Source organism: Streptomyces sp. NPDC059256 (assembly GCF_042753785.1).
Lineage (GTDB): Bacteria > Actinomycetota > Actinomycetes > Streptomycetales > Streptomycetaceae > Streptomyces.
This window is the reverse complement of sequence record NZ_JBHYZO010000005.1, coordinates 238,731-265,421: the sequence shown is the minus strand read 5'-3', so window position 1 is coordinate 265,421 and position 26,691 is coordinate 238,731. Positions and strand designations below refer to the sequence as shown.

Sequence of the window (26,691 nt, the reverse complement as noted above, 5' to 3'; positions counted from 1 at the left end):
TACGGGCGGTTCACGCGGGCCTCCGCAGGGAGACGAGATCGGCCAACTCACGGTCGGTCAGCTCGGTGAGCGCGGCTTCTCCGGACCCGAGAACCGCGTCCGCAAGGGCCCTCTTGTCGGCCAGCATGGCCGCGATGCGGTCCTCGACCGTGCCCTCGGCGATCAGCCGATGGACCTGAACGGGCTGTGTCTGACCGATGCGGTAGGCACGATCGGTTGCTTGCTCCTCGACGGCGGGATTCCACCAACGGTCAAAGTGGACGACGTGTGCCGCACGGGTGAGGTTGAGGCCCGTGCCCGCGGCTTTGAGGGAGAGGAGGAACACCGGAACGTCACCGGACTGGAAGCGGTCCACCATTCTCTCTCGCTCCGCTACGGGGGTTCCCCCGTGGAGGAGCTGGGCCACGATGCCGCGGGACGACAGATGCCGGTCGATCAGCCTGGCCATCGTGACGTACTGGGTGAAAACCAGCACCGAATCACCCTCGGCCAGGATCACTTCGAGCAGTTCATCGAGAAGGGCGAGCTTTCCGGAACGCCCCGCCAGCCGGATCGCCCTCCCCTGGCGGTCAGTTCCCGCGCTGGTGGAACCGTGGCCCGACCCATCTGCTCCTTCGCGCCCGTCGGATACCTCACGGGGCGTACCGGGGCGAGCCCCTGGAGCGTCGACACCCGAAGCGCCGTCCGCGGCGAATCCTCCACGTCCGACTTGCTTCGCGACGGAGCGCAGGGCTCGACGCCGTCCCGGGTCGATGGGCTCCGATGGAACGAGGTCCACTGGGGACTCGACCGGATTCGAGGGGCTGCCGGGCGCCCGGGGAGCCGGGGCCACGGGTGACGGGCTCTCGACGGCCACTGTTCCCGGATCCACTTCGGCCGTCGTCTCCGGCGCACCGGCGGCCGTCAGCGGTGGCCCAGGAAGGACGACATCCGATGCCGCGGGCCGTGTCGCCGTGATGTCCATGGTTCCTGCCGCAAGCGGCGCCCGCCCACCCGCCGCCGGAAGCAGGCCCCTCCCCTTCAACCCGTCGTACTCCTTCAGGAACTGAGCGGGGTGATTACAGATCTGTTTGAGATCGGTCAGCAGTTTCATCACCAGTCCACGGCGCGCGATCCCCTCTGCGCCGCCGATCGTGGCCATCGCCTCGCGCACCACCGCCTCGTAGAGCGATGCCTGTTCCCGGGTGAGGGCCACGGGGTGGTCCGACTCGGTCTTGGGGGGAAGCTCGGGAACGATGCCCGGGTCGGACTTCTTCCGGCGCAGGAGGAAAGGTCGAACCAGACGGGCCAGCCGCTCGGCCGCCTCGTCGTCCTCGCCGAGCTCCACCAATCTGGCGTGGCGGGAGCGGAATGCCTTGAGCGGTCCGAGGAGCCCGGGGGTGGTCCAGTCCAGCAACGCCCAGAGCTCGGAGAGGTTGTTCTCCACCGGAGTACCGGTGAGCGCGACTCGGGCGGGAGCGGGAATCGTGCGCAGCGCCTTGGCCGTCGCCGAGAAGGGGTTCTTGACGTGCTGCGCCTCGTCGGCGACCACCATCGACCAGGCATGCGAGGCGAGCTGTTCGGCGCTGGAGCGCATCGTGCCGTAGGTGGTCAGGACGAATCCGCCCGCCGCTTCGTCCAGCGTGCGGCTGGCGCCGTGGAAGCGTCGGACGGGGACACCGGGGGCGAAGCGCGTGATCTCTCGCTGCCAGTTACCGAGGAGCGAGGCCGGGCAGACGACCAGCGTCGGCTCTGGGCGGTCGCGGTGGAGATGGAGCGCGATCAGCGTCACGGTCTTGCCGAGGCCCATGTCGTCGGCGAGGCAGCCGCCGAGCCCGAGGGATGTCATCAGGTCCAACCAGGCCAGTCCGCGTTGCTGGTAGTCACGCAGGGTCGCCGCGAGCCCTGCGGGAGGCGGCACCGGGGCGGGACCGGTGCCGAGCCGGTCGCGCAACGCTGCCAAGGCCCCGGTGGGTACCGCCGGCACGGACTCGCCATCGACCTCGGCGGTCCCGGTCAGCGCCACCGCCAGCGCGTCGATCGGTTCGAGCAGTCCCAGCTCGCGTTTGCGGGCCTTCCTCACCAGGTCGGGATCGACCACCACCCACTGGTCCCGCAACCGGACCATCGGGCGGTGCGACTCGGCAAGGAGGTCCATCTCATGATCGGTGAGCGGATCGCCGTCCAGGGCGAGTTGCCAGTTGAACGCGAGGAGCTGGGCGCTGTCGAAGAAGGGGGTGCCGTCGGTCGCTGATCCCGGAGCCGGCCGCACGACAGCACTGGCCGACAGCGAGCGCACCAGCTCACGGGGCCAATGCACGCTCACCCCGGCAGCGGCGAGCCTCTGAGCCCCGGGACCGAGCAGCTCGTAGAGCTCGTCCTCCTCCAGGGTGAGCACATCGGGCACATCGCGCTCCAGGAGACGGGCGAGGGGTGGCCAGACCCTCGCCGCACGGCGCACGGCGAGAACGGCGTCGATCTCTGCCCTCGGTCCGAACTGTTGGGATCCGCCACCTGCCCAGAGCTGCTCGGCGTCAATGACCAGAGTGGCATCGGCCAGGCTGTGCACCTGGACGACGGCCGCAGCGGCGCCCTTCCTCGGCTCCTCCCCTTCGCCCGGTGTGTCGAACAGCTCGAAGGCCGAGAGGTCGAGCCGCAGCGACACTCGTACGCCCGCGTCCATCCCTGCGACGGCTTCCGCCGCCCAGGTACGGGTGTGGGGCAACCATTGCGGCGCTTGGGCCGCGAAGGGGGCGCCCGCTGCCCAGGCTGCTGCGGGAGTCCTTGGCAAGCTGTCGGCGACCGCGTCGAAGAAAGCTCTGACCAACGCCTCGGGCTCGGGTAGCGCGATGCCATCGCGGGCGAATGACGCCGGTGTCGCATGCGCCTCGTGGGGCATGGCGGCTGCGATCGCTCTCAGCTGGGCGATGTCATGGGCATCCAGTGGCCCCGCTCGCCACGCATCATGATCGGCCGGGGTCAGGCCCGGGAGGAGCTTCCCCCCGGCGACGAGATGCAGCGCATGCAGGGCTGCCGCTCCCCAGCAGGCGGCGGCCGGGTGCGCGGATGGGTGCGAACGGGCGCGCACCAGCACGGGAAGGGCCTCGACCACCGAAAGGACCACGGCAGGGACGATCTGAACGGAGAACCCGTCATCGGCGTTCTGCTCGCCGGCGGCAACGGTGGCTTGCGGCAGCACGACGGTGATCTCGCCGGGCTCCCCCCTCAATGGGCGCCCTTCGGGGGACCAGAAGGCGACCTTGCCCTCACGCGGGAGCGCAGCGGGAAGGAAGACCGCCGCACAGGAGACGGCGAGGTCCTGGGCGTCGGACGGATGGACGAGTTCTGTCATCAGACCCTTCATGGGTCGCCTCCCCTCACCGGATTGAGTGCCTTGGCACGGGTCGCTCACTGATGACGACCATACGGGTGGGGTCTGACATCACCTCGGTCCCACGGCATAGCAGCAGGTCGGAACGGCTGGCTGGCACGGTAGGAGTGTTCCGTGGAGGTCGCCGGTGAACCTTGGCGGGGCCTCGCAAGCACCGCGACGGCGTCTGCACCGCCGCATGCGACGGCCCTGGGCACGCGTCCCACCCGCAGCCCGCTCTCGGCGTTCGGCACCTTGGTCCCGACCGCCATGGGCCAGGCCGTAGCAAGCCGCAGACCCGTGGGCACAGGGAGCCATCAGACGGCAGGCGGTGGGTTCCCCCTGCGCGAAGCCGTCGATCCTGCCATGGGATACGCCACCGAGTTCGTACGGGTCGGCGGAGTCTCGCGCGTACCGACGGGGCTCGTGGTCTGAGGCTTCGTCGTCCGAGGGCTCGCGGCTGCGTGCGGCTGGCCCTCCGGGGAGTCATCCTCGCGATCAGCGACGGCGACGGATACGGACGGATCCGTCCGCTCTCCGCTGCCTGCCGGAAGCTGCTGCGCCGACTGATCCTGCTGCGGTTGCTGGGCTCGCTCCAGGAAGCGGAGCAGTTCCACCGGGAAGGGAAGCACCAGGGTGGAGTTCTTCTCTGCGGCCACGGCGACCACTGTCTGAAGCAGCCGCAACTGGAGGGCCGCCGGTTCCTCGGACATCACTCCCGCCGCCGCTGCCAGCTTCTTCGACGCCTGGAGCTCTGCGTCCGCGTTGATCACCCGGGCGCGGCGCTCACGGTCGGCCTCGGCCTGTCGCGCCATGGACCGCTTCATGGCCTCGGGCAGTGACACGTCCTTGATCTCGACCCGGTCGATCTGTACGCCCCAACCCATAGCGGGGCTGTCGATCATGAGTTCAAGTCCCTGGTTGAGCTTCTCCCTGTTGGACAGGAGATCATCCAGATCGCTCTTGCCGATGATCGAACGCAGTGAGGTCTGCGCCATCTGGGAAACCGCGAACCGATAGTCCTCGACCTCGACGATGGCGTTGGCCGGGTCGACCACGCGGAAGTAGACGACGGCGTCAACACGAACCGTGACGTTGTCGCGGGTAATGCCCTCCTGTGCCGGCACCGGCAGGGTCACCACCTGCATGTTGACCTTCCGCAGCCGGTCCACGGCCGGGACGATCATGGTGAATCCGGGTCCCTTGATCCCGCCGCGCAGCCGCCCCAGCCGGAACACCACGCCGCGCTCGTACTGCTTGACCACACGGGCTGCCGCCATCGCGTAGAGCACAAGACCGGATGCGACGGCCACCGCGGCTATCACCAGTGCCTCGATCATCAGGGCACCCCCTTCTGTCCGAGCTACGCCCAACACCACGATATGCCCGATATGGCACGTATTGCACGTAAATTCAGGAATCTTCGCATGCTCCGAACAGCCGTGATCAGCCGGCCTCCATAGGTGCAGCGAGCCCGCGGCGGCGTCCGATCAGCCAGACATGGCCCAACCGGACCGGCCGGTCAGGAGACCGGTCGCGCCCGCACCCAGGTGGCATCGGCAGTCAGGTAGGACTCAACGGCGAGGCCCGCCTCGGCCAGGCACTCCGCCAATTCCTCCTTGGCCAACGGACGGCTCCGAAACGTCTGCGTCCAGGTCACATCCGGGAACACGTACTCCGCACGGGCGCGGTACACCCCGTCTCCCAGCGGTTCGGACGCGATCCGCATGGTGTAGCCGGACGGATCCACCCGCTCTCGCGGAACCTGCGTGTGCCAGTCCGCGCCCTCCCGCTGGATCAACACAGAGCCGTCGTCGGTCACATGATCACGACAGGTCCGCAGCATGCGCCGGCGCGCTGCCGACTCACTGGTGTTTATCAGGAAGGACGCAAGGAGGACCACGTCGAACCGCTCGCCGAGTTGCAACACCTCAATGGAGCTGCACAGAGTGCGGGCACCACGAACCCTCTCCAGCATCTCGGGTGACTCGTCGACGGCGGTGACCGTGAACCCGCGGCCGATGAGGGGATGGGTCAGCCGTCCGGCCCCGCTGCCGAGTTCAAGGATGTTCGACTGCTCGGGAATTGCGGACTGGATGATGTCCGGCTCGTCCCGCGGACCCAGTCGGGCGTAGAGCTCGACCGAACAGCCGTCGGGGGTGATCGCGCCCGGTCCGGTTCCCCGGTGTCCTGCGTGCCTCCTTGTGGTCATGTACCACCAACGCACGGTCCGGCCTCGGCGGTTTCCCCATCCCGTCGTCGGTGGTTGCATCCTGGAGGAGGAGATGCAAAGGCCATGCGCACAGGCAGTGAACCCGTCACCGCACGCAGTGCTCTGCGACTGCGGTTCTGGCTGAGCGTGTGGGGATTTCTGTGGGCCGCCGCGGGCACGGCCGCATTCAGCCTCACGGGACACCCCGGCTGGGCAGCGGCCTTCGGAGCGCTCTTGGTGATCGTGACCGTCGATCTGAGCATGATCGTCCACCATATTCATCAGGGAGCGCATTACCAGCCGGGCCGGGACGTACCCCCGTACGAACCCGTGCACGGGCGGAACCAACCGAGGCCGCGACCACCGGCGGGACCGCACCGCGCCTAGGGCGATCGAAGATCAGCTCGGGGCATCGAAACGCGCGGCCTTCACATACTCCGGTTTGGGATCGAGGGCTGCGGCCAGCCGGAAATGGCGTCTGGCCTGCTCAGGACGGCCCGAGCGCTCGAATGTACGCGCCAGGGCGAAGTGGGCGAAGGCATTGTCGGGCTCGCGTTCCAGCACCAACTCGAATTCGAGCTCAGCAGCCCGCAGTTGGGCCGCGGCGAAGAAGGCGCGAGCGCGCAGCAGCCGAGCCGCGGTGTTCTCGGGATGAGCGCCGATGACCGAGTCCAGGAGCTTCACGGCGCCACGCGGATCCCTCGCCGCGAGCAGCTGCTCGGCTGCGCGGAAGTCGATGACGTGCGTATCCGGGTTGCTATTGGGCACGGCAACATCCTTCCCATGACTGACTGGTTCCAACACCACGGCCGTTGGCGGTATTCCGATGATCGGCAACAGCTGCGGGGCTCGCTCCGTGAAAAGGCACCCTGCCCGGCGTCACCTCCGACAGCTCAGACCGCAGCGTCGCGTCGATGGGCCCTGGTCAGCCGGCCATGGCAGCGATCAGGACGGCAGCGGCAAGCCCCAGAGCGAGCGCCAGCAGCACGACCCCCGCGGCGATGAGCGCTCGGTCCAGTGCCGTGCGCTGGTGCCCGTCGATGACGACGTCGTGCGGATCGGCCGGGTCGTACCAGAGCCTGACGCTGCCGCTGGTCGCGTCGAGCGCAACCGGGGAGACGGTCTCCACCACCCTGCCGTCCAAGGTCTCGTACGTCAGCAAGGGGCGCAGGGCACCCGGCGGCGGTGGCTTGACCAGCGCGAGGGCGAAGTAACACGAGCCGGTGATGCGGCGGGTGTGGCGCAGACCGTACGCCCCGGCGAGCATCGCCACGAGTCCTGCCATGGCCGTGAAGACGGCGAAGATGGGCTCCACCCCGCCGAGACTAGGCAGCGGAGAGCCGACCGCGAAGGAGCGTTGACGCGGACCTGATGCAGAGCGCCAGGAAACTCACACCGGCCTGACGCGGCTCAGCGTCCTGCCGCTCGCTCCTTCAGCTCGGCCCACACCGTGCGCACCTGGGGCTCCAGGGCCTCCAAGGGCCCATCGTTGTCGATCACAAGATCGGCGATGGCACGCCTCTCCTCCCGGGTAGCCTGCGCAGCCATGCGCGCCCGCGCCTCGGAGTCAGCCATTCCACGGACTCGGACCAACCGCTCCAACTGGGTCTCCGCCGACGCGTCCACAACGATGACCAGGTCATACAGCCCAGCCAGTTCGTTCTCGGTGAGGAGGGGAACGTCATGGACCACCACCGCATCGGGAGCTGCGGCCTCCTCCAATGCCTGCGAGCGCGCCCTCACCAGGGGATGCACGATCGCGTTGAGGGCGGCGAGCCGCTCGGGGTCGGCGAAGACGATCGATCCGAGCTTCGGTCGGTCCAGTGAACCATCGCCACCGAGCACACCGGGGCCGAAGGTCTCCACAATGGCCGCGAGACCAGGAGTGCCGGGTTCGACCACTTCACGAGCGATGCGATCGGCGTCGATCAACACCGCCCCGTAGGAAGCCAGCAGTCGAGAGACTTCACTCTTGCCGGCGCCGATTCCACCGGTCAGGCCCACGGACAGCATGATCCGCAGCCTAGCTCTTTGAGCACCGGGGCGGTACGACGGACCGGGCTTTGCCCGCTGGGCCCCGGGAGCTGGAGCCCCGGGGCTGTCGCGTGGAACTAACCGTCGCCTTCGCGCTCCGCGAGGAAGCGTTCGAACTCCCGCCCGATCTCGTCCGCGGACGGCAGATCAACGGGCTCAGCGACGAGGTTGCCCCGGGTCTCCGCGCCCGCCATCGCGTCGTACTGGTGCTCAAGGCCCTGCACCAGCCCGACGAGTTCCTCGTCGCCCTCTCCGATCTGACGCTCGATCTCGTTCTGGGTGCGATGGGCTTCGGTGCGCAGAGTGTGGGCGACGCCTGGCAGAACGAGCCCGGTGGCGGCGGTGATCGCTTCGAGTGCGGTCAACGCGGCATCGGGGTAGGACGAACGAGCCACGTAGTGCGGCACGTGCGCGGCAACCCCCAGCACGTCTTGGCCGGCTTCCATCAACCGGAACTCGATGAGGGACTCCGCGCTACCCGGTACCTGCGCCTCGTCGAAGGGGCTGCGGTGGCCGGGCATGAGATCCGTGCGGTTGCCGTGCGGTGTGAGACCGACCGGTCGGGTGTGCGGCACGCCCATGGGGATGCCGTGGAAGTTGACCGACAGCCGCACCCCGAGGCGTTCGACGATCTGCGCCACGGCTGCGGCGAACCGCTCCCACTCCACATCGGGCTCGGGTCCGGAGAGCAGGAGGAAGGGCGCACCCGTGGCGTCCTGGACGAGGCTCACCTCGATGGTCGGGGTCTCGTACGCCGTCCACCGGTCACGCCGGAAGGTCAGCAGCGGGCGCCGGGCCCGGTAGTCCACCAGTTTGTCGTGATCGAAACGGGCCACGACCTGGTGCGGCAGTGAGTCGAGGATATTACCGACGATCTGGTCACCGGTCTCCCCCGCGTCGATGTATCCGTCGAAGTGGTACAGCATGACCAGGCCCGCTGACTCCTGCGCGAGCGCCATATCGACGACCGCGAGGCCCTTGGGCTCCCATTCGTACAATCCCTGGGGATCAAGCACGATTACCGCTCCTCCTCGTCTCCATGGACAAGAACACACGGTCCGGCACGGACATTCCCCGCCACGGGCGCGAACACGCCATCGCAGGAGCGGAATTCACGGAGGATCCGGGGCGACGTACTCGGAGCCGACATACGGCGAGGCCCGCTCCCGAAGGAGCGGGCCTCGCTGTTCAGCTATCCCTCAGCAGGTGCCGAGCGTCAGCTCTGGCCTCCGGCCAGCTTCTCACGCAGGGCGGCAAGCGCCTCGTCCGACGCCAGGGCGCCGGAGTTGTCGTCCGACTCCGAGGAGTAGGAACCGCTGGCGGGCGCGGCGGCCGGAGCGGCGGTGCCACCCTCGGCAGCAGCGGCCTCGTCGGCCTCGCGGGACTTGATGACCTGGGCCTGGTGCTGCTCGAAGCGCTGCTGCGCCTCGGCGTACTGGGTCTCCCACGCCTCGCGCTGGGTGTCGAACTCCGGCAGCCAGTCGTTGGTCTCCGGGTCGAAGCCCTCGGGGTAGATGTAGTTCCCCTGGTCGTCGTACGACGCGGCCATGCCGTACAGCGTCGGGTCGAACTCGACCGAGGCCGGGTCAGCACCGAAGGACTCGTTGGCCTGCTTCAGCGAGAGGCTGATGCGACGACGCTCAAGGTCGATGTCGATGACCTTGACGAAGATCTCGTCGTTGACCTGGACGACCTGCTCCGGGATCTCCACGTGGCGCTCGGCCAGCTCGGAGATGTGGACCAGGCCCTCGATGCCCTCGTCGACGCGCACGAACGCACCGAACGGAACCAGCTTGGTGACCTTGCCGGGAACGACCTGGCCGATCTGGTGCGTACGGGCGAACTGCTGCCACGGGTCTTCCTGGGTCGCCTTGAGCGACAGGGAGACACGCTCGCGGTCCATGTCGACGTCGAGAACCTCGACGGTGACTTCCTGGCCGACCTCGACAACCTCGGAGGGGTGGTCGATGTGCTTCCAGGAGAGCTCGGAGACGTGAACCAGACCATCGACGCCACCCAGGTCCACGAAGGCACCGAAGTTGACGATCGAGGACACGACGCCGGAGCGGACCTGCCCCTTCTGGAGGGTGGTGAGGAACGTCTGGCGAACCTCGGACTGGGTCTGCTCCAGCCAGGCACGGCGGGACAGGACCACGTTGTTGCGGTTCTTGTCCAGCTCGATGATCTTGGCCTCAAGCTCCTTGCCAACGTACGGCTGGAGGTCGCGAACACGGCGCATCTCGACCAAGGAGGCCGGGAGGAAGCCGCGGAGGCCGATGTCGAGGATGAGACCACCCTTGACGACCTCGATGACGGTACCGGTGACGATCCCGTCTTCTTCCTTGATCTTCTCGATGGTGCCCCAGGCACGCTCGTACTGGGCGCGCTTCTTCGAGAGGATCAGGCGGCCTTCTTTGTCCTCCTTCTGGAGAACAAGGGCCTCGATCTCGTCGCCGACCTTGACAACCTCATTGGGGTCAACATCGTGCTTGATCGAGAGCTCGCGGCTCGGGATCACACCTTCGGTCTTGTAACCGATGTCGAGCAGGACCTCGTCCCGGTCGACCTTCACGATGACGCCGTCGACGATGTCGCCGTCGTTGAAGTACTTGATCGTCTCGTCGATCGCGGCGAGGAAGGCTTCCTCGTTACCGATGTCGTTGACCGCTACCTGCGGAGTGGCGGTGGTCTCGGTGCTGCTCGTCATGTGGGAAAGGGCTCCGGTGCGGACATTGAAGTCGTAGGTACTGCTACGCCGGAGCCCGTATCGCAGCTGCAAGAAGCCGGACAGCTTAGGAAGCACCTGCCCAGTGGGTGATCAGCGAAGTCTTGAAGACTTCGACGACTACCCGCATGGAGGCGCCTCGTGAACCGAGGGGACATACATACAGATGCGAGCGCGGCCTACTCTGTCTGAGGCACGCAGGCCCGCAGCGCAACTTGTAGCATACGGGGGCAGCCGGAGCCGGTCAATGCGCGAAGGCGCACACCCGGGGCGGATCACCGCATACCCGGCACAACTAATGTTTGCAGAGGCCACGATGGCCGTCATCAGTCGCGCTGAACGCAAACCACAACGACGGTGAAGATGATCCAGCATCCTCAAGATCCTACGGATTCCGCACGCCCCGCGGCTCTTCGTGAACCCCTACCCGCCGATGAACTCGAACCCGAGGCGACCAGGCGTGTCGCGGATGCCACGGAGAGCAGCCGGGCCAGTCGGAGCTGGTGGGACCGGAACGCCGACGAGTACCAGAGCGAGCACGGCTCCTTCCTCGGGGACGACCGCTTCGTCTGGGGTCCGGAAGGACTCGACGAGGCCGAGGCCGGACTGCTCGGTCCGGCAGCCGAGCTGAAGGGCCTCGACGTACTGGAGATCGGGGCCGGCGCGGCACAGTGCTCGCGCTGGCTGGCCGCGCGTGGAGCGCGTCCGGTGGCTCTGGACCTCTCACACCGACAGCTCCAGCACGCACTGCGCATCGAGGCGGAGAGTGCGGCGGGCGGCGCGCCCGCACTGGTCCAAGCTGATGCGGGTGCCCTGCCGTTCCACGACGGCTCGTTCGATCTGGCGTGTTCCGCGTACGGAGCGGTGCCCTTCGTCGCCGATCCGGTGGGGGTCTTCTCGGAAGTGCGCAGGGTCCTGCGGCCGGGCGGTCGCTGGGTCTTCTCCGTGACCCATCCGATCCGCTGGGCGTTCCCGGACGAGCCCGGGCCCGAGGGGCTCAGCATCAGCGCCTCCTACTTCGACCGCACTCCCTATGTGGAACAGGACGAGCAGGGGCGTGCGGTGTACGTGGAGCACCACCGGACCATCGGTGACCGGGTCCGGGACGTGGTGGCGAGCGGCTTTCGGCTGGTGGATCTGGTGGAGCCGGAGTGGCCCGCGTGGAACGCCCAGGAGTGGGGAGGCTGGTCGCCGCTGCGGGGGAGTTTGATACCGGGGACGGCGATCTTCGTCTGCGAGCGGGACTGAGCAACGCCGGTCAGGACGGGGGCGTGGCCTCGGGGCTCGCCCAGGTCGTTCGGGCGGGCCGTAATGACTCGGCGTCGGGGTCGTCACGGCCCGTCGGTCGGATCACGGGACGGCGGATCTGATCAGGTGGGGGCGGGACGGCCCGGTCGGGTCGGGCCGGGCCGGGTGTCTTCTGCCCGGTTGGGTGTCTTCCGTCGGGTCGGGTGCCTTCTGTCGGGCGGTGGCGCCCGACGGCCTGCGGCGGACGGTTGACGGCACGGCCAGGTCTCCCCTGCTGCCTGGCCGACGGCACTCTGGAGCGATCCACTCCGGGCAATCGTGCGCACACCAGGCGAGCCATTGGTCATATCAGCGGACTAGATGTTCGGCCCTGTGGATGGGGCACGGCAGAGCCCGATCCGAAGTACGAGACTGGGCCCATGATCCGAACCGACGCACTCGACCGGCTGCCGGTCCGCGAGGCCGTCCCTGACCTGCTGGCCGCTCTCGACGAGCGCGGCACCGCGGTTCTGCACTCACCACCGGGCACGGGCAAGACGACCCTGGTGCCCTTGGTCCTCGCCGGTCTGGTCGGGGCGGGCCCGGGCCGGCGCGTCCTGGTCGCCGAACCTCGGCGGATGGCGGTGCGAGCTGCAGCCCAGCGGATGGCCTGGCTCCTGGGGCAGGAGCCAGGGCAGTCGGTCGGCTTCACCGTGCGCGGCCAGCGCAGCGTCGGACCTTCGACCAGGGTCGAGGTCGTCACCACCGGTGTCCTGCTCCAGCGCCTCCAGCGGGATCCCGAACTCGCCGGTGTGGACGTCGTGCTCATCGACGAGTGCCATGAACGTCATCTCGACGCCGACACCGCACTCGCCTTCCTGACGGATGTACGAGCGACGCTGCGACCGGAGCTCAAGCTCATCGCGGCCTCCGCCACCGGAGACTCTCCGGCCTGGGCCGATCTGCTCGGCACTCTGGATGAGTCGGGGCGGCCTGCTCCGGTCGTGTCGAGCTCGGGTACGGGATTCGAAGTCGCCGTCCACTTCGCCCCGCCGCCCGCGGGCATCCGGCCGGCGCACGGGACCTGGGTGGACGCCGGTCTCCTCCGCCATGTCGCGGGCACCGTCCGGCTGGCGCTCGATCGCCACCCAGGGGACGTCCTGTGCTTTCTACCGGGGACCGGTGAGATCGCCCGGACCGCCGGAATGCTGGACGGGGTGGACGCGGAAGTCCTTCAGCTGCACGGGCGCGCACCCGCGGCGGTGCAGGACGCGGTGCTGAGCGGCAGCAAGGGCCGTCGGCGCGTGGTGCTCGCCACCTCGGTCGCGGAGTCGAGCCTGACCGTGCCTGGGGTGCGCGTGGTCGTCGACTCCGGGCTCGCCCGCGAGCCGCGCACCGACCATGCACGCGGTCTCGGTTCGCTGGCGACGGTCCCCGTCTCGATCGCGGCAGCGACACAGCGGCGGGGGCGAGCAGGGCGCGAAGCGGCCGGCGCCGTCTATCGCTGCTGGGCCGAGGCCGACGATCTACGGCGCCCCCGGTTTCCCTCACCCGAGATCAGGACGGCGGATCTGGTGTCCTTCGCTCTCCGTGTCTCCTGTTGGGGAGATCCTTCGGCGGCCGGTCTCGCGCTGCTCGACGCCCCTCCGGCCGGGGCCATGGCGGCGGCCCAGGAGGTCCTTGCGGCGGTGGGGGCGGTGGACACCTCCGGTCGTGCGACCGAGCGAGGCGTGCGGATGTCCCGTATCGGACTGCATCCGCGCCTGGCCCGAGCACTGCTGGATGGCGCCCCCGCCGTGGGCGAACGGCGGGCAGCCGAGATCGTCGCTCTCCTCAGCGAAGAGCCACCGCGTGAGTACGGTGACGATCTCGCGGCGGCGTGGCGTGCGGCCCGTCACGGCAGGGACGGCTACACCGCACGGTGGCGCGCCGAGACCAGACGGCTGGCATCGGCTCTGACCGAGGCGACGGGTCGGGGCGAAGACTCATCCGGTCGGGGAGATCACTCCGGCATCGGCGACGACACTGCGGCGGGGCTGGTCACGGCACTCGCGTTCCCCGAGAGGGTGGCGAGGGCACGCGGCGCAGGAGTCTTCCTGATGGCCTCGGGTACGGCCGCCGAGGTCCGGGGAGGTTCCGGGCTGGGCGGTGTGTCCTGGCTGGCGGTGGCCGTGGCGGATCGGCCTATGACCGCGGCAACAGCCCGGGTCCGACTCGCCGCCGTGGTGGAAGAGGACATCGCCTTGTCCGCAGCCGACCATCTGTTGAGCGCCGGCGAGGAAGTCCAATGGCGCGACGGTGATGTGGTGGCCAGGAGCGTGAGGCGGCTGGGTGCCATCGAGTTGTCCGCGCGGCCTCTGCGCAACCCCCCTGCCGATCTGGTCCGCGAGGCGCTCCTCGATGGTCTGCGGAGAGAGGGATGGGGGCTGCTGCGCTGGTCGCGGGAGGCCCACGACCTGCGCCATCGGCTCGGTTTTCTCCACCGGGAGTTGGGCGGCCCCTGGGCTGATGTGTCGGATGAGGCGCTGTTGGCCCGGAGCGATGAGTGGCTGGAGCCGGAGTTGTCCCGCGCCAAACGACGGTCGGACCTGGGTCGCATCCCCGCACGGGAGGCATTGCAGCGGTTGATGCCGTGGGCAAGCGGCCAAGCGGCCAGATTGGAGGAGCTCGCACCCGAACGGATCGAGGTGCCGAGCGGCTCCCGGATACGGGTGGACTACAGCGGCGCCCAACCGGTGTTGGCGGTCAAGCTCCAGGAGTTGTTCGGGTTGGGGCAGACCCCCTCGGTCGCGGGAGTACCCGTGCTGCTGCACCTTCTCTCCCCGGCTGGTAGACCAGCCGCCGTCACTGCCGATCTGGCCTCCTTCTGGGAGGAGGGGTATCGATCGGTCCGGGCGGAGCTGCGTGGCAGGTACCCCAAGCACCCTTGGCCACTGGACCCATCGACCGCGGAACCGACCCGGCACACCAAGGCCCGTATGGCCAGGGGAGGAGCACGAGAACCGTAGGGCGTCGAAGGTAGGCGCAAGGCGTCCACCGCCCCTCCACCGCTGTGGGACGGAGGGGCAGCCGATCGTGGAGTGCGCCGGTCAGCCCGCGGAGGCCCTGGTCGAGGGGGACGAGGACGGGGCCGAAGATGCGGGCGACGACGGGGAGGGCGAGGGTGCCGACTGGGTCGGAGACGGCGAGGGTGCGGGGGCCACCTCAAGCTCGACGGTGATGCTCACTCCACCGGCCGCGGCCAGCCGCAGCAGGAAGGTGCCGGTCGACTCGTCCGCGAAGACCTTGGGAAGCGTCAGCCTTCCCTCCGCGTCGGTGGTGAGGTCGGAGAGCGTACGGAGAGGCTTGCCGTCGGCGCCCTTGAAGTAGGGGCCCTTGTCGTTCTCGACGGCTGTGGCACCGTCTGCAGGCTTGATCATCGTGGCGGTGATCGCCACTCCAGCGGCGTCCGCTCCCTGGTGGGCGGCCTTGACGGTGATCAGCTCGGCGAACTCCGAACCGACGGCCGTCGTCAGGGGCTTGTCGCCGACCCTGGAGAGCTTGTCGGCCACGGGCGCCGTGACCACGGCGGAGAAGGAGATCGGCTTCAGTTCCCGTCCCACGACACTGGCCCAGACGGTGAACCGTCCCACCTTCGCTCCGGCCTTCAGCAGGGGCGCGGTGACCGTGCCATCTGCACCCGTAGCACGGACGACGCTGGTCCTACCGCCGCTGAAGCGGGCATCCGTGTTCCCGACGATCTCGAAGCGCACGTCCTTCTCAGCCGCGCCGCGGCCGGCCGCATCGCGCACTCGGGCGGTGATCTTCTCGGCGAAGTCGCGCCCGGCAACGGCGGTCAAAGTACCGGTGCCGGCATCCTCGATCTTGGTGACCGGCGACACCGCGGGGGGTGTCGGCGGCTTCGGATTGGGCTTCGCCGGCGGGTTGGGGAGTTGAGGAGGCTTGCTGGTGGGTGGTGTCGATGGCCCCTCCTCCCCGGTGCCCGGTCCCTTGGGCGGTTTGGGCGCGGGCTTCTCGGAGCCGGGCGGAGTGAGGGGATCCCTGCCACCGGGTGAATCTCCACCGGGTATCGGACCCTCATCGGTTCCCGGGCTGTCGGGGGTGGTGGACCCGGGCAGCACACCTTCGCCGTCGGGGACCTCGTGCGTACCGTTCTTGTAGTACTCGAACCAGGAGAGGACCGTACGGAGGTACTCCCGGGAGTGGTTGTAGCCGAGGATGGCCTGGTCGAGGTCCTGTTTGACCGTCAGGTCCCTGTTACCCGCGCAGAGGTAACGACCAGCGGCCAGGGCCGCGTCGTAGATGTTGTTGGGGTCTTTGAGCCCGTCGCTGTTGGCGTCCTGTCCCCAGGTCGCCCAGGTCGTGGGAATGAACTGCATGGGGCCGACGGCGCGGTCGTAGACCGTGTCGCCGTCGTGTGCGCCGTTGTCCGAGTCGGGGATGTTGGCGAAGCCGACACCGTTGAGGACCGGGCCTCGGATCGGAGCGAGTGTGGTGCCCTGGGCGTCCACCCGACCGCCCCTGGCCTGGCCGGATTCCACCTTCCCGATGGCGGCGAGGAGTTGCCAGGGCACCTTGCAGCCGGGATCCGAGCCGGCGATGGTCTGCTCAGCCTGCTTGTAGGCCGCGAGAACCGTGGCCGGGATGCCCGCTTCGGCAGGACCGGTGGTGACAGGAAGATCCGTGGACGTGCCGGGCTTCCCGGGAGTTGTCAGCGGTGGCAAGTCCGTGTGGTAGGGCGAGTTGCCGGTGACGGGCGTGCCGGGTGGTGGCGTTGCGTCGGACGCACTCTGGCCACTGCCGCGGGCCGAGCCGTCACCCGTCCCCGAGGGGGTGACTCCCGGCGCTTGCGAAGCGGAGAGTGCCGCGACGGCCGCGGCGGCGACTGCGGTGCTCGTCGCCCCTCTGCGCAGCCGTCGGCCGATGTGCGCTGCCATACGTCTGTTCCCTCCCGAAAGCGACGCCCCCGCGCTCCCCAATACGATTAAATGCAATACTCACGCGACCCTACGGCAACTAAAGGCTCCACAACACCGGGCCTTGACCTGCATTCACCAGTTCGCCACCTCCGCATCGCCAGGTGTCCAAACTCAGCACCTCGCACGGACCGAACGGCGTTGGTCGGGGGTTCACCCCTCGGCGATCGCCGAGGACCTTTCATGCCCTTCACGCTCAGCCATGCCGCCGCGGTTCTCCCGGGACTCAGAAGAGATGGCACAGCACACGGACCGCTGGTCGCCTCAGCGTTGGTGATGGGCTCCTTTTCGCCGGACATCACCTATTTCGCGGCCTCCGTGGTGCCGGAGGCCATGGCCTGGGGCGACTTCACCCATGGCCTCATCGGGCTGTTGACCGTCGATGTGCTGGTGACCGCTCTTCTGGTGGGTTTGTGGTGGGTGGTGCGCGATCCCCTGTTCGCGCTGCTGCCCCCTCCGTTGCATCTTCGGGTCCGTGCATGGCTCACCGGCCCGGCGATCCGCTGGGGACCCTCGTATCTGGTGCGGTTCTTCGTGTCGGCGGTCATCGGCGCGGCCACGCACATCTTCTGGGACTCCTTCACACATGAGGGCCGCTGGGGCACGAGGATGGTGCCGGTGCTGGCTGAGACGGTGGGCGGCTTCGGAGTCCACAAGTTCGCGCAGTACGGCTCGTCGGCCATCGCTCTGCTGGTGATCGGGGCGTTCGTCGTGTCCGCGCTGAGCCAACAGCCCGTGCCGCCCCCGAACTCGCGCCCGCCGCACACGGCGCCGCGCTGGCGTCCCGTGGATCGCCGCACTCGTCGCACCGTCTGTCTGGCGCTGCTGGCGTTCGCACTGTGCGGCGCGCTTCATCGGTGCATCGTGCTGTATCGGAGCTGGGACGGGGACCTCTCCCCCATCGATCTGATCCCGACGGCCTGCTTCGGGGCGGGGACCGGGTGGGCCGTCGGCGTACTGCTGTACGCGGTGGTGGCCCGGCTCGCTTCGACTGCGCACACACCCATGGACCTGGCCCACGCGGAACCGGATGAACCAGAGCCATCCCGTCGTGGTGGACGGCTCTGATCGGTCTTCACCCCAAGGCGCCCTGCCTTCGATGGATGTGCCTGAGGAGTGCGGCCCTCAGGCACATCCACATCCAGTCGGAGGTGAGTCCGGCGCACGACCCCCCAAAGGGGGTTGCTGCCCGGGCCGGCCTACTGCCTTGAAGTCAGTGGGCGGCGGACTCCCAGTCGGTTCCCACACCCACCGACACGTCCAACGGAGCGCTCAGCGAGGCGGCCGAGGACATCTCGCGGCGCACGATCGCCTCGACCTCCGCCCGCTCGCCCGGCGAGATCTCCAGCACGATTTCATCGTGCACCTGGAGCAACAGCCGTGAGGACAGCTCTGCTTCGCGCAGCGCCCCGTCCACCTTGAGCATGGCGATCTTGACGATATCGGCGGCGGTGCCCTGGATCGGTGCGTTCAGCGCCATGCGCTCGGCTGCCTCTCGGCGCTGGCGGTTGTCGCTGTTGAGATCGGGCAGATAGCGGCGACGGCCGAGCATGGTGGCGGTGTATCCCGTCGCCCGGGCCTCGTCCACGACGTGGTGGAGGTAGTCACGGACCCCGCCGAAACGCTCGAAGTAGGTGTCCATCAGCGCACGGGCCTCACCGGCTTCGATATTGAGCTGCTGGGAGAGACCGAACGCCGACAGCCCGTAGGCGAGCCCGTACGACATGGCCTTGATCTTGCGGCGCATCTCCGGGTCGACCTCGGAGGTCTTCACGTTGAAGACCTGGGAGGCCACGGTGTTGTGGAGGTCCTCACCCGAGGTGAATGCCTGGAGCAGACCCTCGTCCTGGGAGAGGTGGGCCATCACCCGCAGCTCGATCTGGCTGTAGTCGGCGGTCATCAGCGACTCGAAGCCCTCGCCGACGACGAAGCCGCGGCGGATGGCCCTGCCCTCGTCGGTACGGACCGGCACGTTCTGGAGGTTGGGGTCCGTGGAGGAGAGTCGACCGGTCGCGGCGACGGTCTGGCTGAAGGTCGTATGGATCCGGCCGTCCGCTGCGACCGTCTTGATCAGGCCCTCGACGGTGGAACGCAGTCGGGCCTGCTCACGGTGGCGCAGCATGATAACGGGCAGGTCGTGTTCGGTCTGTGCGGCGAGCCAGGCCAGCGCGTCCGCGTCGGTGGTGTAGCCGGTCTTGGTCTTCTTGGTCTTGGGCAGGTTGAGCTCGCCGAAGAAGACTTCTTGGAGCTGCTTGGGTGAGCCGAGGTTGAACTCGTGGCCCACGGCGGCATGGGCCTCCTTCACCGCCTGCTGGACCGCACCCGCGAACAGCTGCTCCATCGCCTCGAAATGGGCCCGATCGGCGGCGATGCCGTGCCGCTCCATGCGGGCGAGGAGGAGCGAGGTCGGGAGCTCCACATCGTGGAGCAGTTCGGTGGCGCCGACTTCGGTCAGCTTCTCGCCGAAGGCGTCGCCCAGGTCGAGGATCGCTCGGGCCTGGGCCATGAGCGCGTCGGCCTCGGCCTGTTCGTCGGTACCGAAGGCCAACTGCCCGTCCGCGGCGGCGGCCGGTGCCAGCTCTCGGTGGAGGTACTCGATGGACAGGGCGTCCAGGGCGAAGGAACGACGGCCCGGCTTCACCAGGTAGGCCGCGAGGGCCGTGTCCATGGAGATGCCGGCGAGCTGCCAGCCGTGCTCGGGGAAGACCCGCAGCACGTCCTTGGCGTTGTGCAGGACCTTGGGCCGAAAGGCGTCCGCGCTCCAGGCGGTGAACGCCTGCTCGTCGGACTCGTCGAGCCGGGTCGGGTCGAACCATCCGGCGCTTCCGTCGGCTGCGGCGAGGGCGATCTCGCTGACACTGCCGACCCCGAGGGCCCAGCTGGCGACCACGGCCATGCCCAGCGGTTGCGCGCCGTGCTGGTCGAGCCAGGGGCCGAGCTCACCGGTGGCGAGGACGGTCCCGTCGAGTTCCACGCCGGCGGCGGGCGGAGCTGCTTCCTCCTCGGCCGAGCCCGGGTCGACCGCGAGGAGCCGCTCACGCAGGCTCGGGTTGCGGATCTCCAGGACTTCGAGGAATCCCTTGAGCGCGTCCCTGTCATAGGGGGCACGCTCCAGTTCGGTGACGGGCCGGGACAACTCCACGTCACGGACCAGCTCGGTCAGGTGGCGGTTGAGTTTGACGGAGTCCAGATGGTCCCGCAGGGACTGCCCGACCTTGCCCTTGACCTCGTCCGCGCGCTCGACCAGCTCGGCGAAGGAGCCGAACTGGTTGATCCACTTGGTGGCGGTCTTCTCGCCGACGCCGGGAATGCCGGGGAGGTTGTCGGACGGGTCGCCGCGCAGGGCGGCGAAGTCCGGGTACTGCGCGGGGGTCAGTCCGTACTTCTCCTCGACCTTGGCCGGGGTGAAGCGGGTCAACTCGGAGACGCCCTTGGTGGGGTAGAGCACGGTCGTGTGCTCGCTGACGAGCTGGAAGGAGTCCCGGTCGCCGGTGACGATCAGAACATCGAAGCCAGCGGCCTCGGCCTCGGTGGCCAAGGTGGCGATGATGTCGTCGGCCTCGAAGCCCTCGACCGCGAACCGGACGGCGTTCATGGTGTCGAGGAGCTCGCCGATCAGCTCGACCTGCCCCTTGAATTCGTCCGGAGTGGCCGAGCGGTTCGCCTTGTACTCGGGGAAGTCCTGCGAACGCCAGGTCTTGCGCGACACGTCGAAGGCCACGGCGAAGTGCGTGGGCGCCTCGTCACGCAGGGTGTTCGCCAGCATGGAGGCGAAGCCGTAGACGGCATTGGTCGTCTGACCGCTGGCGGTCGAGAAATTCTCCGCGGGGAGCGCGAAAAACGCCCGGTACGCCAGGGAGTGCCCGTCCATCAGGAGCAGGCGCGGACGGTTGTCGTCTGGGGTCTTCTTCGACGCTGTCTCAGCCACGGACACGATCCTGCCATGTGCCACTGACATCGCCCGCCATGCGACGGTCCGGTACCCCCCGGGCGGGGTCGCTGCGGGCGGGCCGTGCCCCCTATGTCGGCTTGTCGGCCAGGTTGTCGGTGGGGTTTGTCGGTGGGGCGTGGCAGGATCGAAGGTAGACGACTTTCCCGTACAAATGTACGTTCGCGATGTGGTTGGCGCCCTGCTGGCCGTTTCCTGGTGATCGCGTCCGGCAGGGCGCGAACCACATCGATGGGCACGACACGTACAGAGCACGCGCTCACAGAGGAGCACGATGGCCGGCAAGCCTCCCGCAGGTGATCCGATTCAGGACGCGCCGCAGGTCGACGCTCCGCTGCACGCCGCGGCGGGGCTCTCCGCCATCGGGCACACGCTCAAGATCGCCCAACAACAGATGGGCGTACGGCGTACGGCGCAGACACTGCTCAAGGTCAATCAGAAGGACGGCTTCGACTGTCCGGGATGTGCCTGGCCCGAGGGCGAGAAGCGCCATGCGGCCGAGTTCTGCGAGAACGGGGCGAAGGCGGTCGCCGAGGAGGCCACGCTCCGCCGGGTGACCCCCACCTTCTTCGCCGAGCATCCCGTGGCGGACCTCGCGACGCGCAGTGGCTACTGGCTGGGCCAGCAGGGCCGGATCACGGAGCCCGTCTATCTGCCCGAGGGCGGCGATCGCTACGAGGCGGTGAGTTGGGAGCGGGCGTTCTCGATCATCGCCGAGGAGTTGACGGCCCTGTCATCTCCCGATGAGGCGTTGTTCTACACCTCGGGGCGCACGAGCAACGAGGCAGCGTTCCTGTTCCAACTGTTCGCTCGCGAATTCGGCACGAACAACCTCCCCGACTGCTCGAACATGTGCCACGAGTCCTCCGGCTCTGCACTCACCGAGACGATCGGGGTCGGCAAGGGCAGTGTGTCCCTGGAGGACATCCACCAGGCCGATCTGATCATCGTCGCCGGCCAGAACCCCGGGACGAACCACCCCCGGATGTTGTCCGCCCTGGAGCGGGCCAAGCGGGCCGGCGCGCGCATCATCTCCGTGAACCCCCTTCCCGAAGCCGGGATGGAGCGGTTCAAGAACCCGCAGACACCGCGGGGGCTGGTTCAGGGGGTCGCGCTGAACGACCTCTTCCTCCAGATTCGCATCGGCGGCGACCAGGCCCTGTTCCGGTTGCTGAACAGGCTCATCCTGGAGGCGGGCGCCGAGGCGGTCGACCAGCCGTTCATCGACGAACACACCCATGGGTACGAGGAGTTCCGGGCCGCGGCGCTGGCCGCCGACTGGGACGAGACGCTCGCCGCGACAGGGCTGGAGCGCGCCGAGATCGAGCAGGCCCTGGCCATGGTGCTGGCGTCTGAGCGGACGATCGCCTGTTGGGCCATGGGACTCACCCAGCACAAGCACTCGGTGGCGACCATCCGCGAGGTGGTCAACTTCCTGTTGCTGCGCGGCAGCATAGGGCGACCAGGGGCGGGCGTGTGTCCCGTGCGCGGTCATTCCAATGTGCAGGGCGACCGGACCATGGGGATCTTCGAGCGCCCCGCGCCGGCCTTCCTCGATGCGCTGGAGAGGGAGTTCGGCTTCGCGCCGCCCCGGCATCACGGTTTCGACGTCGTCCGGTCCATCGAGGCCCTGCGGGACGGTCGGGCGAAAGTGTTCTTCGCCATGGGTGGCAACTTCGTGGCCGCGACACCGGACACGGATGTCACCGAGGCGGCGATCCGCAAGGCCCGATTGACGGTGCACGTATCGACCAAGCTCAACCGCTCCCACGCGGTGACGGGCCGGCGAGCGCTCATCCTGCCCACCCTGGGGCGTACCGACAAGGACGTGCAGGCCGGCGGTAGGCAGGTGGTGACCGTCGAGGACTCGATGGGCATGGTGCACGCCTCGCGGGGCAACCTCCCGCCGGCGAGCCCCCAACTGCTCTCCGAGCCTGCGATCGTGGCCCGGCTGGCGCGTGCGGTCCTCGGCTCGGCTTCGGCGACGCCCTGGGAGGACTTCGAGCGTGACTACGGCACGATCCGGGACCGGATCGCCCGTGTGGTGCCGGGCTTCGAGGATTTCAACACCAAGATCGCGCGGCCTGGGGGCTTCACCCTGCCGCACGCACCGCGGGACGAGCGCCGTTTCCCGACCGCCACGGGGAAGGCGAACTTCACAGCGGCGCCGGTGGAGTTCCCCGAGGTGCCCGAGGGACGGCTGTTGCTCCAGACCTTGCGTTCACACGACCAGTACAACACCACGATCTACGGGCTGGATGACCGCTACCGCGGCATCAAGGGCGGCCGTCGGGTCGTCCTGGTGAACCCGGTGGACGCGGCGGCGCTGGGCCTGGCGGACGGCGCGTACACGGACCTCGTCAGTGAGTGGCGGGACGGGGTGGAGCGTCGGGCGCCGGGCTTTCGGGTGGTGCACTATCCGACGGCGCGAGGCTGTGCCGCCGCCTACTACCCGGAGACCAATGTCCTGGTGCCGCTGGATTCCACCGCGGACACGAGCAATACGCCGGCGAGCAAGTCCGTGGTGGTGCGCTTCGAGCCCGTCTGAGCGGACCCGTCCGACCGAAGGGATGGGCAACCGAGTAGGCCCGTCGCGGCCCTGAGGCGGTGCGCGTCGGTGGAGAGTTCCGGAGGGATGGTTCCGGGCGCCTTCGGTGACATCCGAGCCGAGTGACCTCCGGCGCCCCGCGGTCACACCGGAAGCGTCAGGAGCGCCAGGAGCGTCGGGACAGACAAGGATGCAGCGCGGGTGAGCGACGCGACGCACAGCGGGCGTTGCTCAACCAGGTGATATGACGTTGTACGCACCACGTACCCACAGCGATCGGAGTCGGACCCATGGGCGAGCCCTCAACCGCGAAGTTTCCGCAAGAGGTCATCGACGAGTACGCGGCTCTCGGTGTGGATCTGCCGGCCCTCTTCTCCGCGGGCAATCTGGGCAGCCGGATGGGGATCCAGATCATCGAGGCATCGCCCGAGCGGGTCGTCGCCACCATGCCGGTCGAGGGGAACACACAGCCCTACGGGTTGCTGCACGGTGGCGCTTCGGCCGTCCTGGCGGAGACGATCGGCTCGATCGGCGCCATGTTGCACGGGGGCAGCAGCAAGATCGCGGTCGGGGTTGACCTCAACTGCACCCACCACCGGGGCGTCCGCTCCGGGCTTGTGACCGGGGTGGCCACACCGCTGCACCGCGGCCGGTCGACGACCACGTACGACATCGTGATCACCGATGAGCAGGAGCGGCGGGTCTGCTCGGCACGGTTGACCTGCATGGTGCGCGATGTGCGGCCCGGCGACGCCGACGGTGTGCGCACCAGCTAGACCAACCAATCGAACGACCGACCAATCCAACGACCGACCAATCGATCGGGCAGGCAGACGCACCACCCAGACAGACCAGACGGACGGGCATAGGGCTCGGCTCGGCTCGGCTCGGCTCGGCTCGGCTCGGCTCGGCTCGGCTCGGCTCGGCTCGGCTCGGCTCGGCTCGGCTCGGCTCCAGGATGGTACGGACGGACGACGGGGCATGCGCCGCTTCGATCTGCGGCGCACGTCGACCGATGGGGCACGCCCGGCCGCCTTCACCCTGCACACCGCCCCGCCGACCAAGCCCTTTCCTCCCCAACTGTGCAGGGAAAGGTACTGAACCAGAGAATTCGTCAGGCTCAGGCGATATCTACCCTCATGAGGCTTCCACCGCCCGAAGGTGCCCTCCGACGGTTGCCCCCTCACCACCCGGGACGGCTCAGGATCGCTCTGGTCAGCTCTGGTCAGCTCGGGTTCGCTCAGGTCGGCTCGGGATCGCCCCCGTCTCCCGCAAAGTCGAGCATCAGCGCCTTGCCCGACGACCGATCGCGACGCGGTCCGCGCGACGACCCATCGCGGCACGGCCCACCACAAGGCCGGCTCGACAGCCGGGAACGAACGGCAAACCTCGTTCGTCCCTCCACCAGAGCCCGGAACTTCGCCATCACCGAGTTACCGAACGTGACGAATGGGCGTGGTCAGCATGGGAACCCCTCGGCGCACTTCGACCGGATTCGCCCTGACCCTCACCCTCCTCATCGTCACCGCGAGCGGTTGTGCATCGCCCCCGCGAACCAACGGCGGCCCGACCGCAACTCCCACACCGCGAAACTCCTCAGCTGTCGCCATATGCACAACTCTCATCTCCTACTGGGCCAAAGAGTCGCTCAAGGGCAGTAAATGGGCCGGGCTCGACTGGGAGCAGAAGGGCCTGTCCAACGAGCAGTTCGAAATACACGAGGAACTCCTGTCGGCCGCGCGAGCCGAGGAAAGACATCAAGGTCGCGAAGCAGCCCTAGAGTTGATCGATGTACGGGCCAGCCAGGAGTGCTCGACGCGGCAGGGAGCCACCGGCAATTCGGAGAACTGGCGACCGCCGATTCCGCAGGGCTGACGAACCCGTCCCATGGATGCGTCCGACGGCGCTGCCGCAGCGTCCACCCCCGCCGCACCCGTCCCTCCCACCCCCGGGAAGCCGAAGGTGGAAGTCGGAACCAAGCCGGATATGACGGATAGCCACCCCTCGTTGACCGTGACAGTCAGTAGTCAATCTCGTGGCGGAATTGAGGGCTCCACTGGCCGGGGCATCAACCTCGACAGCGCCGTCCACACCCCTGGTCGCAGATGTGTGCAGTCAGCACCAATATCGCCTCAAGCCCCTTAGTGGAACTGGGCGTTCTCAGCATGTGGCTGAGGTTTGGCCGAGTGAATGACCGATCTACGACCCTCCGACTCACCGATATTTGACCTCGGCATAACAAGAGAGTCACATCCTGACTTGGCTACTGACCCACCCATCCAGCTGCGCTTAGAGTCACGGCCAGTCACCGCGCCGCCGGGCTCAATGACAGCGTGACACGTGTACGCCCGTTCGGCTCGGCGACGCATCGGCCCTTCAGGGGAGGGGCCGCGCCAGGGAAAGGACTTATCGTGCGAAACCGTTCCTTGCTCATACTCACCGCCGTGGTCACCACGGGAGCGCTCACCCTCACCGCATGCGGATCGCGCGACGATGACAACAAGAAGTCCGACAGTGGCAAAAAAACCACTGTGATCATCGGTGTCGATGCCCCGCTGACAGGTTCCCTGTCCGCGCTCGGTCAGGGAATCAAGAACTCGGTGGACCTCGCGGCCAAGACCGCGAACAAGAACAACGAGGTCCCGGGCGTTGAATTCAAGATCGAAGCACTCGATGACCAGGCCATTCCCGCATCCGGGCAGGCCAACGCCACCAAGCTCGTGGGCATGAAGGACGTCCTCGGCGTCGTCGGCCCGCTGAACTCCGGCGTCGCCCAGTCCATGCAGGGCGAGTTCGACAAGGCCAATCTGACCCAGGTGTCCCCGGCCAACACCAACCCGTCGCTGTCCCAGGGCGACAACTGGGGCAAGGGTGAGAAGAAGCGCCCCTTCAAGACGTACTTCCGTACCTCCACCACGGACGTCATCCAGGGCAAGTTCGCCGCCCAGTACCTCTTCAACGACGCCAAGAAGAAGAAGGTCTACGTCGTTGACGACAAGCAGACCTACGGCGCCGGCCTGGCGGCGATCTTCGCCGAGGAGTTCAAGCGCCTCGGCGGTGCGGTCGCGGGTACGGACCACGTCACGGTGAAGGAGACCGACTTCTCCAGCACCGCCGACAAGGTCAAGTCGTCCGGCGCGGACTCGGTCTACTTCGGTGGCCAGTACCCCGAGGCGGGACTGCTCGCGGACCAGATCAAGAAGACCGGCGCGAAGATCCCCACCATGGGTGGCGACGGCATCTACGACCCCGCGTTCATCAGCGCTTCGGGCGAGTCGAACGACGGTGACTTCGCGACCTCGGTCGGCTACCCGGTCGAGAAGCTCGAAACCGCGAAGAAGTTCATCACGGACTACGCGGCCGGCGGCTACGGCGACCCGTACGCGGCATACGGCGGCTACTCCTACGACGCCGGCTGGGCCATCGTCCAGGCCGTGAAGGCGGTCGTCGCGGACAACGACGGCAAGCTGCCCGAGGACGCCCGCGCGAAGGTGACCGAGGCCATGTCGAAGGTGTCCTTCGACGGAGTCACCGGCAAGGTCTCCTTCGACGAGTTCGGCGACACCACGAACAAGCAGCTCACCGTCTACTCCGTCAAGGGCGGCAAGTGGACGGACGTCAAGAGCGAAACGTTCAAGGACTGATCCCCAGCACTGCCCCGCAGCACTGAA

The 26,691-nt window shown here is 68.1% G+C and carries 18 protein-coding genes; 8 read left to right on the top strand and 10 right to left on the bottom strand.

Annotated elements, in window-relative coordinates; genetic code table 11:
- Positions 1-10: 10 nt before the first annotated feature.
- The 3 genes from ACFXJL_RS15080 to ACFXJL_RS15070 form a co-directional block, all read right to left on the bottom strand.
- The gene (locus ACFXJL_RS15080) at positions 11-3,331 is read right to left on the bottom strand and encodes an SNF2-related protein (RefSeq protein WP_384692713.1); all 3,321 of its coding nucleotides are present in this window, start codon (positions 3,329-3,331) and stop codon (positions 11-13) included.
- Positions 3,332-3,666: 335 nt separating this feature from the next.
- Positions 3,667-4,689 (bottom strand): slipin family protein, encoded by a 1,023-nt coding sequence (locus tag ACFXJL_RS15075; RefSeq protein ID WP_384692477.1) that lies wholly within the window; start codon positions 4,687-4,689, stop codon positions 3,667-3,669.
- Between the two features lie 182 nt (positions 4,690-4,871).
- Positions 4,872-5,561 carry a class I SAM-dependent methyltransferase gene (locus ACFXJL_RS15070; protein ID WP_384692474.1) on the bottom strand — a complete coding sequence of 230 codons (690 nt, stop codon included), beginning with the start codon at positions 5,559-5,561 and terminating at the stop codon, positions 4,872-4,874.
- Between the two features lie 84 nt (positions 5,562-5,645).
- On the opposite strand from ACFXJL_RS15070, the gene ACFXJL_RS15065 reads away from it, so the two are divergent.
- Positions 5,646-5,948, top strand: coding sequence for a DUF6343 family protein (locus tag ACFXJL_RS15065; RefSeq protein WP_358877689.1), 303 nt, complete (start codon positions 5,646-5,648; stop codon positions 5,946-5,948).
- Between the two features lie 12 nt (positions 5,949-5,960).
- Here the strand turns inward: ACFXJL_RS15065 and ACFXJL_RS15060 are convergent, their stop codons facing one another.
- From ACFXJL_RS15060 to rpsA, 5 genes are all read right to left on the bottom strand, one after another.
- Positions 5,961-6,329: a tetratricopeptide repeat protein gene (locus ACFXJL_RS15060; protein WP_358877690.1), complete on the bottom strand. Its 369-nt coding sequence runs from the start codon at positions 6,327-6,329 to the stop codon at positions 5,961-5,963.
- Between the two features lie 157 nt (positions 6,330-6,486).
- Complete coding sequence (locus tag ACFXJL_RS15055; RefSeq protein WP_384692469.1) at positions 6,487-6,876, bottom strand: hypothetical protein; 390 nt, start codon at positions 6,874-6,876, stop codon at positions 6,487-6,489.
- A 95-nt stretch (positions 6,877-6,971) separates the two neighbouring features.
- Positions 6,972-7,574 carry a dephospho-CoA kinase gene (gene coaE / locus ACFXJL_RS15050; RefSeq protein WP_358877692.1) on the bottom strand — a complete coding sequence of 201 codons (603 nt, stop codon included), beginning with the start codon at positions 7,572-7,574 and terminating at the stop codon, positions 6,972-6,974.
- 98 nt (positions 7,575-7,672) lie between these two features.
- Positions 7,673-8,611: a PAC2 family protein gene (locus tag ACFXJL_RS15045; protein WP_329017161.1), complete on the bottom strand. Its 939-nt coding sequence runs from the start codon at positions 8,609-8,611 to the stop codon at positions 7,673-7,675.
- Between the two features lie 200 nt (positions 8,612-8,811).
- On the bottom strand, positions 8,812-10,302 hold the full coding sequence (gene rpsA / locus ACFXJL_RS15040; RefSeq protein ID WP_329017163.1) for a 30S ribosomal protein S1: 1,491 nt from the start codon (positions 10,300-10,302) through the stop codon (positions 8,812-8,814).
- 381 nt (positions 10,303-10,683) lie between these two features.
- Here rpsA and ACFXJL_RS15035 point away from each other — a divergent pair, with 381 nt between their 5' ends.
- Positions 10,684-11,568, top strand: a complete 885-nt coding sequence (locus tag ACFXJL_RS15035) for a class I SAM-dependent methyltransferase (protein ID WP_384692464.1) — start codon at positions 10,684-10,686, stop codon at positions 11,566-11,568.
- Between the two features lie 419 nt (positions 11,569-11,987).
- A complete protein-coding gene (gene hrpB / locus ACFXJL_RS15030) occupies positions 11,988-14,555 on the top strand; it encodes an ATP-dependent helicase HrpB (RefSeq protein ID WP_384692462.1) in 2,568 nt (855 codons plus the stop codon).
- 81 nt (positions 14,556-14,636) lie between these two features.
- Here hrpB and ACFXJL_RS15025 read toward each other — a convergent pair whose 3' ends face one another.
- Positions 14,637-16,484, bottom strand: coding sequence for a lytic transglycosylase domain-containing protein (locus ACFXJL_RS15025; RefSeq protein WP_384692459.1), 1,848 nt, complete (start codon positions 16,482-16,484; stop codon positions 14,637-14,639).
- Between the two features lie 222 nt (positions 16,485-16,706).
- On the opposite strand from ACFXJL_RS15025, the gene ACFXJL_RS15020 reads away from it, so the two are divergent.
- Positions 16,707-17,591 carry a DUF4184 family protein gene (locus ACFXJL_RS15020; RefSeq protein ID WP_384692456.1) on the top strand — a complete coding sequence of 295 codons (885 nt, stop codon included), beginning with the start codon at positions 16,707-16,709 and terminating at the stop codon, positions 17,589-17,591.
- 145 nt (positions 17,592-17,736) lie between these two features.
- On the opposite strand, the gene polA is transcribed toward ACFXJL_RS15020, so the two are convergent.
- A complete protein-coding gene (gene polA, locus ACFXJL_RS15015) occupies positions 17,737-20,451 on the bottom strand; it encodes a DNA polymerase I (RefSeq protein WP_384692453.1) in 2,715 nt (904 codons plus the stop codon).
- A gap of 295 nt (positions 20,452-20,746) precedes the next feature.
- Between polA and ACFXJL_RS15010 the strand changes: the two genes are divergently transcribed.
- From ACFXJL_RS15010 to ACFXJL_RS14995, 4 genes are all read left to right on the top strand, one after another.
- Entirely contained in the window at positions 20,747-23,020 is a 2,274-nt protein-coding gene (locus ACFXJL_RS15010) for an FdhF/YdeP family oxidoreductase (RefSeq protein WP_384692450.1), read from the top strand.
- Between the two features lie 290 nt (positions 23,021-23,310).
- The gene (locus ACFXJL_RS15005; RefSeq protein ID WP_384637557.1) at positions 23,311-23,796 is read left to right on the top strand and encodes a PaaI family thioesterase; all 486 of its coding nucleotides are present in this window, start codon (positions 23,311-23,313) and stop codon (positions 23,794-23,796) included.
- A 688-nt stretch (positions 23,797-24,484) separates the two neighbouring features.
- Positions 24,485-24,895 (top strand): hypothetical protein, encoded by a 411-nt coding sequence (locus ACFXJL_RS15000; RefSeq protein ID WP_384692446.1) that lies wholly within the window; start codon positions 24,485-24,487, stop codon positions 24,893-24,895.
- A 536-nt stretch (positions 24,896-25,431) separates the two neighbouring features.
- Positions 25,432-26,664: a branched-chain amino acid ABC transporter substrate-binding protein gene (locus ACFXJL_RS14995; protein WP_329017186.1), complete on the top strand. Its 1,233-nt coding sequence runs from the start codon at positions 25,432-25,434 to the stop codon at positions 26,662-26,664.
- The last annotated feature ends 27 nt before the right edge of the window (positions 26,665-26,691 follow it).

Excerpts from the sequence above, each read along its gene's own strand:
- ACFXJL_RS15080 (WP_384692713.1), bottom strand. The coding sequence starts at position 3,331 with ATGACAGAACTCGTCCATCCGTCCGACGCCCAGGACCTCGCCGTCTCC.
- ACFXJL_RS15075 (WP_384692477.1), bottom strand. The coding sequence starts at position 4,689 with ATGATCGAGGCACTGGTGATAGCCGCGGTGGCCGTCGCATCCGGTCTT.
- ACFXJL_RS15070 (WP_384692474.1), bottom strand. The coding sequence starts at position 5,561 with ATGACCACAAGGAGGCACGCAGGACACCGGGGAACCGGACCGGGCGCG.
- ACFXJL_RS15065 (WP_358877689.1), top strand. The coding sequence starts at position 5,646 with ATGCGCACAGGCAGTGAACCCGTCACCGCACGCAGTGCTCTGCGACTG.
- coaE (WP_358877692.1), bottom strand. The coding sequence starts at position 7,574 with ATGCTGTCCGTGGGCCTGACCGGTGGAATCGGCGCCGGCAAGAGTGAA.
- rpsA (WP_329017163.1), bottom strand. The coding sequence starts at position 10,302 with ATGACGAGCAGCACCGAGACCACCGCCACTCCGCAGGTAGCGGTCAAC.
- ACFXJL_RS15035 (WP_384692464.1), top strand. The coding sequence starts at position 10,684 with ATGATCCAGCATCCTCAAGATCCTACGGATTCCGCACGCCCCGCGGCT.
- hrpB (WP_384692462.1), top strand. The coding sequence starts at position 11,988 with ATGATCCGAACCGACGCACTCGACCGGCTGCCGGTCCGCGAGGCCGTC.
- ACFXJL_RS15025 (WP_384692459.1), bottom strand. The coding sequence starts at position 16,484 with ATGGCAGCGCACATCGGCCGACGGCTGCGCAGAGGGGCGACGAGCACC.
- ACFXJL_RS15020 (WP_384692456.1), top strand. The coding sequence starts at position 16,707 with ATGCCCTTCACGCTCAGCCATGCCGCCGCGGTTCTCCCGGGACTCAGA.
- ACFXJL_RS15010 (WP_384692450.1), top strand. The coding sequence starts at position 20,747 with ATGGCCGGCAAGCCTCCCGCAGGTGATCCGATTCAGGACGCGCCGCAG.
- ACFXJL_RS15005 (WP_384637557.1), top strand. The coding sequence starts at position 23,311 with ATGGGCGAGCCCTCAACCGCGAAGTTTCCGCAAGAGGTCATCGACGAG.
- ACFXJL_RS15000 (WP_384692446.1), top strand. The coding sequence starts at position 24,485 with ATGGGAACCCCTCGGCGCACTTCGACCGGATTCGCCCTGACCCTCACC.